Below are 1,495 nucleotides of genomic sequence, written 5' to 3'. Positions count from 1 at the left end.
TGGCCTGCCGGGAACCGCCACCGGCGGGCCCTCACGGTGACGGCGGGTGAGTGCGTACGCGCCGCCCCCGGCGGCGAGCATCCCCAGACCCGCCACGACGGCACCCAGCGGCAGGGTGCACGCCAACGTCAGGCAGCCGACCAGGCCGCACACGGGCACCCAGCGCGGCGGACGGCCCTCCTCGGGGCGCAGCGTCCACGCCGACGCGTTCGCCACCGCGTAGTAGACGAGCACCCCGAACGAGGAGAATCCGATCGTGGCACGCAGGTCCAGGAACCCGGCCGCGACGGCCACGACCGCACCGACCGTCAGCTGCGCGTGGTGGGGCACCGCGGTCCGGGTCGACACGACGGCGAGGGTCCGGGGCAGATGCCGGTCGCGGGCCATCGCCAGCGTGGTACGCGACCCCCCGAGCAGCAGCGCCAGCAACGATCCGCTCGCGGCCACCACCGCCCCCACCCGCACCAGCGGCGCCAGAGCGCCCGCCCCGGCGGCGCGCACCGCGTCGACCAGCGGCGCACCGGAGCCACCCAGGGCCGCCGGGCCGAGCACACCCAGCACGGCCACGGCCACCCCCAGGTAGACGACGAGGGTGATCGCGAGGGCGACCAGCACCGCGCGGGGGATCGTGCGCGCCGGATCACGTACCTCCTCACCCAGGGTGGCCAGCCGCGCGTAACCGGCGAAGGCGAAGAACAGCAGCCCCGCCGCCCGCAGCACACCGCCGGAGCTGAGCGTCGCTGCGTCCGGCGCCGCCCGAAGGCGCAGATGCGCGGGCTGGAACGTCGCGCTGGTCAGGCAGACGACGACCACGACCGCCAGCACGACCAGCGCGATCCCGACCAGGACCCGGCCCAGGGCCACCCCGCGGTGGGCCCCGGCGACATCCGCGCCGGTGAGCAGCACGACCGCGGCGACCGCGATCAGATGGGGATGCGCCGGCCACGCGTAGCCGCCGACACCCAGGGCCATCGCCGCGCACGACGCCGTCTTGCCGACGACGAACGCGACCCCGGCCAGATAGCCCCACAGTTGACATCCTCCCCGGCCTGAAGACCGGGGATTCCTACCCTCGCGGGCAGGTTTTCCTGTTTCACTGACAGACGCCTCCCCACTCTAGGAGCGGGGTGGTCTCACTCCGTCTCCGCAGGCGATCACGGCGAGCCCCGCCGCGAGAACATTCCGTGTCGCGTTCACATCCCGGTCGTGGACCGCACCACAAGCGCAGGCCCATTCCCGGATGTTCAACGGCAGCTTTTCGACCAGCGCCCCGCAGGACGAGCAGGTCTTCGAGCTGGGATACCAGCGGTCGACAGCGACCACGTCGCGTCCGTACCAGCCGGCCTTGTATTCCAGCATGGTCCGCAGATCCCGCCAGCCCGCATCCGAAATCGCACGGGCGAGACTGTGGTTGCGGACTATGTTCTGGACCGCCAGGTCCTCGATGACCACCGTTTGGTTCTCGCGGATGATCCTCGTGGACAGTTTGTGGAGG

At 72.2% G+C, this 1,495-nt stretch carries 2 protein-coding genes; both read right to left on the bottom strand.

The annotated features are described in order from the left end of the window. Positions 1-1,032 (bottom strand): amino acid permease (locus G6R24_RS20875; RefSeq protein WP_163550825.1); only part of this gene is annotated, 1,032 nt, incomplete at its 3' end. 84 nt (positions 1,033-1,116) lie between these two features. Continuing rightward, a complete protein-coding gene (locus G6R24_RS20870; RefSeq protein ID WP_225438882.1) occupies positions 1,117-1,485 on the bottom strand; it encodes an RNA-guided endonuclease InsQ/TnpB family protein in 369 nt (122 codons plus the stop codon). Positions 1,486-1,495 lie beyond the last annotated feature (10 nt).

Source organism: Candidatus Frankia nodulisporulans, from assembly GCF_902806475.1.
GTDB classification, from domain to species: Bacteria; Actinomycetota; Actinomycetes; order Frankiales; family Frankiaceae; genus Frankia; species Frankia umida.
This window is presented reverse-complemented; position numbering and strand designations above follow the sequence as displayed.